Origin of the sequence: Caulobacter sp. HMWF025 (assembly GCF_003060965.1) — a bacterium.
In the GTDB taxonomy this organism is placed as follows: Bacteria; Pseudomonadota; Alphaproteobacteria; order Caulobacterales; family Caulobacteraceae; genus Caulobacter.
The window spans coordinates 1-8,135 of record NZ_QAII01000132.1 but is presented as its reverse complement, the minus strand read 5'-3'; the positions used below and the strand labels follow the sequence as shown (position 1 = coordinate 8,135).

Annotated in this window: 8 protein-coding genes; 4 read left to right on the top strand and 4 right to left on the bottom strand. The window is 68.0% G+C overall.

The annotated features are described in order from the left end of the window. The 4 genes from DBR10_RS14215 to DBR10_RS14200 all read left to right on the top strand — a co-directional run. On the top strand, positions 1 to 346 hold a 346-nt coding region (locus tag DBR10_RS14215; protein WP_146187853.1), incomplete at its 5' end, for an OmpA family protein. Between the two features lie 439 nt (positions 347 to 785). After that, entirely contained in the window at positions 786 to 2,666 is a 1,881-nt protein-coding gene (locus tag DBR10_RS14210; RefSeq protein WP_108504310.1) for a ribonucleoside-diphosphate reductase subunit alpha, read from the top strand. Positions 2,667 to 2,853: 187 nt separating this feature from the next. Further along, complete coding sequence (locus DBR10_RS14205) at positions 2,854 to 3,852, top strand: lipid A-modifier LpxR family protein (RefSeq protein WP_233243419.1); 999 nt, start codon at positions 2,854 to 2,856, stop codon at positions 3,850 to 3,852. A gap of 82 nt (positions 3,853 to 3,934) precedes the next feature. Continuing rightward, the gene (locus DBR10_RS14200) at positions 3,935 to 4,255 is read left to right on the top strand and encodes a hypothetical protein (protein WP_108556446.1); all 321 of its coding nucleotides are present in this window, start codon (positions 3,935 to 3,937) and stop codon (positions 4,253 to 4,255) included. A gap of 9 nt (positions 4,256 to 4,264) precedes the next feature. On the opposite strand, the gene DBR10_RS14195 is transcribed toward DBR10_RS14200, so the two are convergent. The 4 genes from DBR10_RS14195 to DBR10_RS14180 all read right to left on the bottom strand — a co-directional run. Then, positions 4,265 to 5,497, bottom strand: coding sequence for a patatin-like phospholipase family protein (locus DBR10_RS14195; RefSeq protein ID WP_233243418.1), 1,233 nt, complete (start codon positions 5,495 to 5,497; stop codon positions 4,265 to 4,267). A 7-nt stretch (positions 5,498 to 5,504) separates the two neighbouring features. Beyond that, the gene (trhA, locus tag DBR10_RS14190; RefSeq protein ID WP_108504341.1) at positions 5,505 to 6,164 is read right to left on the bottom strand and encodes a PAQR family membrane homeostasis protein TrhA; all 660 of its coding nucleotides are present in this window, start codon (positions 6,162 to 6,164) and stop codon (positions 5,505 to 5,507) included. Between the two features lie 70 nt (positions 6,165 to 6,234). Further along, positions 6,235 to 7,005 carry a sulfite exporter TauE/SafE family protein gene (locus DBR10_RS14185; RefSeq protein ID WP_108504340.1) on the bottom strand — a complete coding sequence of 257 codons (771 nt, stop codon included), beginning with the start codon at positions 7,003 to 7,005 and terminating at the stop codon, positions 6,235 to 6,237. Between the two features lie 117 nt (positions 7,006 to 7,122). Continuing rightward, positions 7,123 to 8,135, bottom strand: a 1,013-nt coding sequence (locus tag DBR10_RS14180; RefSeq protein ID WP_108556445.1) for an aspartate-semialdehyde dehydrogenase, incomplete at its 5' end; no start/stop codon positions are given.

Genomic DNA, 8,135 nt, shown 5'->3' with positions numbered 1-8,135 from the left:
GCCGCAGTATGAGGCCCGCGAGTTCATCGTGTACTTCCCGTTCGACCAGTCGGTCCTGACGCCGGAAGCCCAGTCGGTGGTCTCGGAAGCGGCGAACTACGCCAGCGCCGGCAAGGCGACGAAGCTGGTGGTCGTCGGTCACACCGACACCTCGGGCTCGCCGAAGTACAACGCCCGCCTGTCGGAGCGTCGTGGTAAGGCTGTTGCCGACGCTCTGGTCGGTCTCGGCGTTGCCGCTGACACCCTGGCGGTCGACTGGAAGGGCGAAAGCGCTCCGGCCGTTGCCACGGGCGACGGCGTGAAGGAACCGCTGAACCGCCGTTCCACGATCTCGATCAACTTCTAAGATCGCGATCCACGAAGATCGGGAAGGGCCTGGCGGCAACGCCAGGCCCTTTTCTTTTGGGCCGGCCCCCTGTTGCCGGATGCCGGGCTTCGGATGTCTCCCGAGCCATTCTGCGGCGATCCCGGGGCACCGCGGGGCGCTCCCCGGAAGGCCCCTTGCGAGCAAGTTGTGGGCGGATGCCGAAGTCCGGGGGCGGATCGCCTTGCCTGCCTTGTGACGGTCTGTCGCAGCTGAAAAAAGTTCGCTTGGGCAACCCCTTGATCCTGCCCGCGAAGTTCGCACCGTTCACAGCTTGTTAACGAAAAACTCGCCTCCGGGGCGTTGACGAGTCAATGGCCGGTGTGGCCCCATATGTGGGCTGAGGGGGCTCCTCGGCCACAACATGTAGCGGCTGGGTGAGGCGTTTCCTTCTCCGGAATACGCTGATTGATTATGGATTTTGGTCATGAACGGCAGTGAAGCGGCGAAGACGACTGCGCTCCCCCAGGGTCGCACCGAAGGTATGCGGGTCGCCGAGCGTCCGAAATTGGCGCTGGTGCGCAAGGTCCAGGTCGACCGCTCGCGCGATGCCCTGCTGACCGACTTCGGCAAGACGACGCTGGAAGACCGCTATCTGCTGCCGGGTGAGTCCTATCAGGACATGTTCGCCCGTGTGTCGACCGCCTTTGCCGACGACGCCGACCATGCCCAGCGCGTCTATGACTACATGAGCAAGCTGTGGTTCATGCCGTCGACCCCGGTGCTCAGCAACGGCGGCGCCGAGCGCGGCCTGCCGATCAGCTGCTTCCTGAACTCGGTCTCCGACAGCCTCGACGGCATCCTCAGCGTCTGGAACGAGAACGTCTGGCTGGCGGCCAATGGCGGCGGCATCGGCACCTACTGGGGCGGCGTCCGGTCGATCGGCGAGAAGGTCAAGGGCCAGGGCCAGACCAGCGGCATCATCCCCTTCATCCGCGTGATGGACAGCCTGACCCTGGCCATCAGCCAGGGCTCGCTGCGCCGCGGCTCGGCGGCCGTCTATCTGGACATCCACCACCCGGAAATCGAAGAGTTCCTGGAGATCCGCAAGGCCTCGGGTGACTTCAACCGCAAGTCCCTGAACCTGCACCACGGCATCTCGATCAGCGACGAATTCATGCATGCCGTCCGCGACGGCACCAAGTTCGGCCTGCGCTCGCCCAAGACCAACGAAGTCCTGCGCGAGGTCGATGCCCGCGCCTTGTGGCAGAAGGTCCTGGAGCTGCGCCTGCAGACCGGCGAGCCCTACCTGATCTTCTCCGACACCGTGAACCGCGCCATGCCGCAGCACCAGCGCGAGCTGGGCCTGACGGTGCGTCAGTCCAACCTGTGCAGCGAGATCATGCTGCACACCGGTGTCGACCATCTGGGCAATGACCGTACGGCCGTCTGCTGCCTGTCGTCGGTCAATGCCGAGACCTTCATGGAATGGCGCGACGAGCCGATGTTCATCGAGGACATCATGCGCTTCCTCGACAACGTCCTGCAGGACTTCATCGACCGTGCCCCTGACGCGGCCTCGACGGCGGCCTATGCCGCCATGCGCGAGCGTTCGGTGGGTCTGGGCCTGATGGGCTTCCACAGCTTCCTGCAGAGCCAGAACGTGCCGTTCGAAAGCGCCCTGGCCAAGAGCTGGAACATGCGGATGTTCAAGCATCTGCGCCGCGAAGCCGACAAGGCCTCGATCACCATCGGCGAAGAGAAGGGCCCGTGTCCTGACGCCGCCGACCGGGGCTCGATGGAGCGCTTCTCGCACAAGCTGGCCATCGCCCCGACCGCGTCGATCTCGATCATCTGCGGTGGCACCAGCGCCGGCATCGAGCCGATCCCGGCCAATATCTATACCCACAAGACCCTGTCGGGCTCCTTCGCCGTCAAGAACCCCTATCTCGAGAAGCTGCTCGCGGAAAAGGGCCAGAACACCGACGCCGTCTGGGGTTCGATCCTGGAGAACGAAGGCTCGGTCCAGCACCTGGACTTCCTCAGCCAGGACGACAAGGACGTCTACAAGACCGCCTTCGAGCTGGACCAGCGCTGGGTGGTCGAGCTGGCCGCCGACCGGACGCCGGAAATCTGCCAGAGCCAGTCGGTCAACATCTTCCTGCCGGGCGATGTCGACAAGTGGGACCTGCACATGCTGCACTGGCAGGCCTGGGAGCGGGGCGTAAAGAGCCTCTACTACCTGCGCTCCAAGTCGGTGCAGCGCGCGGCCTATGCCGGTGCCGATGTCGCCGTGGCCTCGACCGGCGGTTTCGATCCGCTCGAGAAGACCGATTACGACGAGTGCCTGGCCTGCCAGTAAGGCAGGGTTCCCTCATCAACCTGATCCTTGACGCCGGCGCGAAACTCTTCGCGCCGGCGTTTACATGTTCGGAACCATGACACCCGCAGTCTGTTAACCCTGCGGTCCCTGGTCGCGCTGGACAGGCGCGAATAACGGACTAGGCTGGATTCGATTGGGATGGGGGTCCGCGATGCGGCTCGGTGGAATGAGATTTTCCGCGCTCTGCCTTACCGCCATGGCTTTTGCCACGGCGCAGGCTGCCCCGTCCGTGTCCCTGGCTGCCGCTCGCTCTGCAAAGCACGCCAAGCCGGTCAAGACGGTAAATAGGGTTGAACCCGCCGCAGACAAGACAGCGCCGATCGGTTTCGACCTCGCCGTCCCGGCGACCAAGGGCCTGAGCCTCAGCCTGCCCGCCGCCGCGCCTTCATCGGCCGGTTTTGCGGCCCGTGAGCCCGACTCGGCCGAGGCCATGGTCGATGGAGCCTTTGCCCTGTCGCCGGCCGCCGCCTTCGGCGATGCCCGCCTGGCGGCCGCTGACCGCTATTATGATGACCGTGGGCCGACCACCTGGCGTTCCAACGCCTTCGTGGTGAAGTCCAGCGAGACCAGCGTCGATTCGGTTCGGGTTTCGATCGGCGGCATAGCCCGCAACGCCGCCTCGGCCCCGCTGCGGCTGGTGCGGCCTGACAGCGATGCCTTCGACGTCAGCGACGTGGATGTGACCCTGACCCGCGGCTGGCCGGCCGCCGTGAAGTTCGAAGCCGGGCACTATGCCCTCGACGTTTCGCCCCACGCCGGCTTCGGCTTCGGCGATGCCGGCGGTTCGGCCGAGGCCGGCGCCACGGTGCGGCTGGGCAAGTCCGTCGAGGATCAGGTCAGCGACTCTCTGGGCCTGCGCGACGGCGGCGAAGCCTTCGGCAGCCGGGGGCGCTGGTACGTGTTTGCCGCCGCCAGCGGACGGGCCGTCGGTATGAATATGCTGCGCGGCCAGGACGGCGACTGGAGCCGGGCCGGCCTGACCTCCGACGTCAACAGCAAGCTGATCGGCGATGCCCAGGCGGGTCTGGCCTGGCGCAAGGGGCCGATGCAGGCCTCGCTCGGCTACATCCACCGCGAGATCAAGGCCAAGGACGTCATCATGGGCATGGCGACCCAGAAGGACTCCATGGTGGCCCTGTCCTTCAGCCTGAAACCGCACTGGTAGGCGCGACAAACCGCGTTGTGGCGCTTGAGTTTCGCGCTGTGATCATGCACTAGCGCCACTGGTCCAACAGCCGTCTGCAGCCATGAGCGAGAGCGAGCCCCCGCGCCGCAAGATCCTGAGCCTCAAGAGCGGCATCGCCGCCCCTGGTGGCCCGCCGCCGCTTGAGCGCATCGCCCGCCCGACCCGACCGGTCATTCCCGAGCCGCCGCCGCCGCCGCCCCCGCCGGTCGGCGACTGGAAGTGCAAGCCCTGCGGCACGCGCTTTGACCCCTCGCCCGAGCTCGCCGACACCGACTCCGTGCGGTGCCCGTCCTGCAATGCCCGGCTGGGTCTGGCCTCGGATTTCCGCGCTGACCCGCCGAATGTCGAAAAGCTACGGGCCCGTCACCTGAAGAAGGCCTGAGGCTCACCCTCAGCCCTGCGGCTCTTCCAGGTCCGGTGCGATCGCCGGCCGGGGCAGGGGACGCCTGAACAGGCCGCGCCAGCCGGTGGGCTCGGCCGAGGGGCTGGACCACAGCTGGTCGCCCTGGGCCAGCTGGTGGGCGGCGTCAAAGATCTCGCGCATCGCCGCCGTATCGAAGTTCAGCATGTTGAAGTGATCGAAGCTGGCCGGGATCGAGGCCACGCTGAGCGGCAGGTTGTGGCGCGCGCAGAAGCCCGAGGCCAGGCTCAGGGCCTGGCGATAGGAAAAGCGCAGCATGGTCTCGAAGCTGCGACCCATGATCGAGGCCACGCCCGGCGGGGTCGAGAGGGTCGAGGGCTCCAGCACGGTGTTGACGATCACATAGACCCGGCCGCGCCGCAGCCGGTTGCCCAGGTTGCGCCAGTGCAGCAGGGCGTCAGGCATCAGGAACAGGGGCGCGGCGACGCCGCCGTCGACATGCATTTCCTGATGGCGCTCGCCACCGGCCTCGACCTCGAACATCCGCGGCGGAAACAGGCCCGGCACGCTGGCCGAAGCGACCAGCACGGCCCGGAACAGGGCGACGGCGGCTTCACCGCCCCGGGCGGCGATGGCCCCCATGTCCCAGATGGTGGCCTTCTGGCTGTCGAGGTTGGTGGTGGCGATCAGCAGGCGCCGGCCCCGGGCGTGCTCGCGGGCCACGGCATTGATGACGATCTCGTCGATGAACGGCGCGACCAGGGCATCCAGGCCCTCGCCCTTGAACAGGCCGGGCCCGATGCCGCCGGTGAAGGTTTTCAGGCTGAGCAGCTCGGCGGCGTGGCCACCGACATAGGCATCGGCCAGCCGCTCGTCCCAGGCCGAGCCGAGAAAGGCCAGGGGTGCGATCAGGGCCCCGGTGCTGACCCCGGTGACGATGGCAAATTCGGGCCGGCGGTCGATCTTGGTCAGGCCGGTCAGCACGCCGGCCCCGAAGGCCCCGCCGGCGGCACCGCCCGACAGGGCCAGGATGTTGAACTCGTCGCGGCCGAGCAGGGAGCGGGTCGGGGCCAGGCGGTCGGCCACGGCGTTCAGGGCCTGGTCGGCCTGGTCGACCGTCAGGCGCACCCCGGGAAAGCCGACCGCCTCGGCCAGAAGGTCGGCCGGCGGCGCGGTCAGACGCTTGCCCCGCAGCGGGTCCGGCATCTTGCGGTCGCGGAAAAAGGCCTGGAAGTTGATCTTTCCGTCAGAGGGCCGGCTCAAGGACGGCTCACGAATGGGCGCCGGACAGGACGACGCCGACCAGGACCGCAGCATAGTGCAGACCGGCCCCGCCGATCACATGGCCATGCCAGATGGCGCGGCGGAACTTCAGCCGACGCATCAGATAGAAGATCGTGCCGGTCGAATAGACGAGGCCGCCGATGGCCAGCAGCAGCAGGGCCGGCCACGACATGCCGTTGATCATCGGCTTGATGGCGACCAGCACCAGCCAGCCGAGGGCGAGGTAGAGGCCGACCCAGAACCGCTTGTCGAGCCCGGGCAGGAACAGCTTGGCCAGCACCCCGATCCCGGCCACGGTCCACACCGCCGAGGTCATGCCGATCGCCCACCAGCCGTGCAGGTTCTGGGTGGTGAAGGGGGTGTAGGAGGCGGCGATCATCACGAAGATGCCGGCATGGTCGAAGCGGCGCAGCAGGGGCTGCCAGCGGGCCTTGGCAAAGTTGTAGGCGGTCGACAGCGACAGCATCAGGATCAGGCCGACCGTATAGACCGAGACGGCGGCCACCTGGCCCAGCGAGCCGAGGCCGAAGGCCAGGCCCAGCAGGATACCGCCGCCCAGCAGCGCGCAGGCCAGGCCCGCCAGATGCACCACAAGGTCGGCCATCTTGGCGCCGGGGGTCGGGTAGTGGGTGGCAATCTCGGTCATGGGCCCAGTCTAACCGCAGAGGATGACGTAAGAACGACGACGATCATGGCGCCGAAAAGGCATTCGGTCGTCAGGAAACCAGACCGTGGACGCCGTCGAACACCAGCTTTCCGCCGACCGCGACCAAAAGGACATAGATCACCCGGTAGAAGCCCTCGGCCGGGACCCGTCGCACCAGCCAGACCCCCGCCCAGGTCGAGGCGATGGCCAGGGGCAGCAGGACCCCGGCGGTGGCCAGGACCTGGGGCGTGAAGGCCCCGAGGGCCAGATAGGCCGGGGCCTTCATCCAGTTGACCACGGCAAAGAAGACGGCGCTGGTGCCGATGAAGGTGTCGCGCGGCAGGCGGCGCGGCAGCACATAGATCTGGAACGGCGGGCCCCCGGCATGGGCGATCTGGCTGGTGAAGCCGGCGGCCAGACCGCACAGCGCGCCCAGCCACGGGCGTCCGGCCGTCGTGGCCAGGCTCTCGGCGGCCTTGACCGCCCGCTCGGCCCACAGGCGCTGCAGGGCAAAGACGATCGAGATCAGGCCCACGGCCAGTTCGACGGCGGCGGTCGACACGAGGGCCGCGAGCGCCCAGCCCAGGAAGATCCCGACCCCGGCGGCCGGCAGCATCAGCTTCAGCAGGCCCCGGTCCCAGGTTTTGCGAAAGGCCCAGACGCTGACCACGTCCTGCACGATCAGGATCGGCAGCAGGATGGCGGCGGCCAGAACCGGCGAAATCGCCAGGGCCATCAGCGGCGTGGCGATCACCCCGATCCCCGCGAAGCCGCCCTTGGCCAGACCCAGCAGGATCACGGCCGGGATGGCGACGGCATAGAAGAAGGGATCGGTCAGCATGGCGGGGGCTTAGCAGGTCGGGGCTTGCGAGACCACGCGCCTGTCCATCCGCCCTCATGGCCCCCTTCCCCCTTGATGGGGGAAGGGAGAAGAGGTGCAGGGGCAGGGCTCCTCCACCTAGGCCCCCAGCATCACCTCAGCGATCTGCACCGCGTTCAGGGCCGCGCCCTTGCGCAGGTTGTCGCCGGTGACGAACAGCGCCAGCCCATGCGCCACGGTCGGATCAGGCCGGATGCGGCCGACGAAGACCGGGTCCTGTCCGGTGGCGGCCAGCGGGTTGGGCACATCGTCCAGCACCACGCCCGGCGCTCCGGCCAGCAGGGCCGTGGCCTGCTCGACCGAGAGCGGCCGCTCGAACTCGGCGTTGATCGACAGCGAGTGGCCCGTGAACACCGGCACCCGCACGCAGGTGGCCGAGACCGGCAGGCCCGGGATCTCGAGGATCTTGCGGCTCTCGTCGCGCAGCTTCAGCTCTTCCTCGGTATAGCCGTCCTCACCCAGCACATAGTTCAGGGGCACGACATTGAAGGCCAGGGGCACGGCCCACTTTTCGGGCGGTGGCAGGGTGACCGCGTCGCTGCTGCGGGCCAGGCCGGCCAGGTCGCCCTTGGCCCCGGCGGCCAGCTGGCGGGCCAGGACCTCGATGCCCTCCATGCCGCCGCCCGAGGCGGCCTGGTAAGTGCTGACGGTCAGCCGCTTCAGGCCCGCCGCGTCGTGCAGGGGCTTCAGGGCCGGCATGGCGGCCATGGTCGTGCAGTTGGGATTGGCGACAATGCCCTTGGGGATCGAGTCCAGGGCCAGCGGATTGACCTCGGAGACCACCAGCGGCACGTCCGGATCGCTGCGCCAGGCCGAGGAGTTGTCGATCACGATCGCTCCGGCCGCGGCAGCCTTCGGGGCCAGGTCGCGCGAGGTGGAGCCCCCGGCCGAGAAGAAGACGAGGTCGAGGCCGGCGAAATCGGCCGTGGCGGCGTCCTCGACGACGATCGCGCGGTCACCGACCGTCAGGGTCTGGCCGGCCGAGCGGGCCGAGGCGAACAGGCGCAGCGAGGCCAGCGGAAAGTCCCGCTCGACCAGCAGGTCGCGCATCATGCCGCCGACCAGGCCGGTGGCGCCGACAATGCCGACAT

Excerpts from the sequence above, each read along its gene's own strand:
- DBR10_RS14205 (WP_233243419.1), top strand. The coding sequence starts at position 2,854 with ATGAGATTTTCCGCGCTCTGCCTTACCGCCATGGCTTTTGCCACGGCG.
- trhA (WP_108504341.1), bottom strand. The coding sequence starts at position 6,164 with ATGACCGAGATTGCCACCCACTACCCGACCCCCGGCGCCAAGATGGCC.
- DBR10_RS14185 (WP_108504340.1), bottom strand. The coding sequence starts at position 7,005 with ATGCTGACCGATCCCTTCTTCTATGCCGTCGCCATCCCGGCCGTGATC.
- DBR10_RS14200 (WP_108556446.1), top strand. The coding sequence starts at position 3,935 with ATGAGCGAGAGCGAGCCCCCGCGCCGCAAGATCCTGAGCCTCAAGAGC.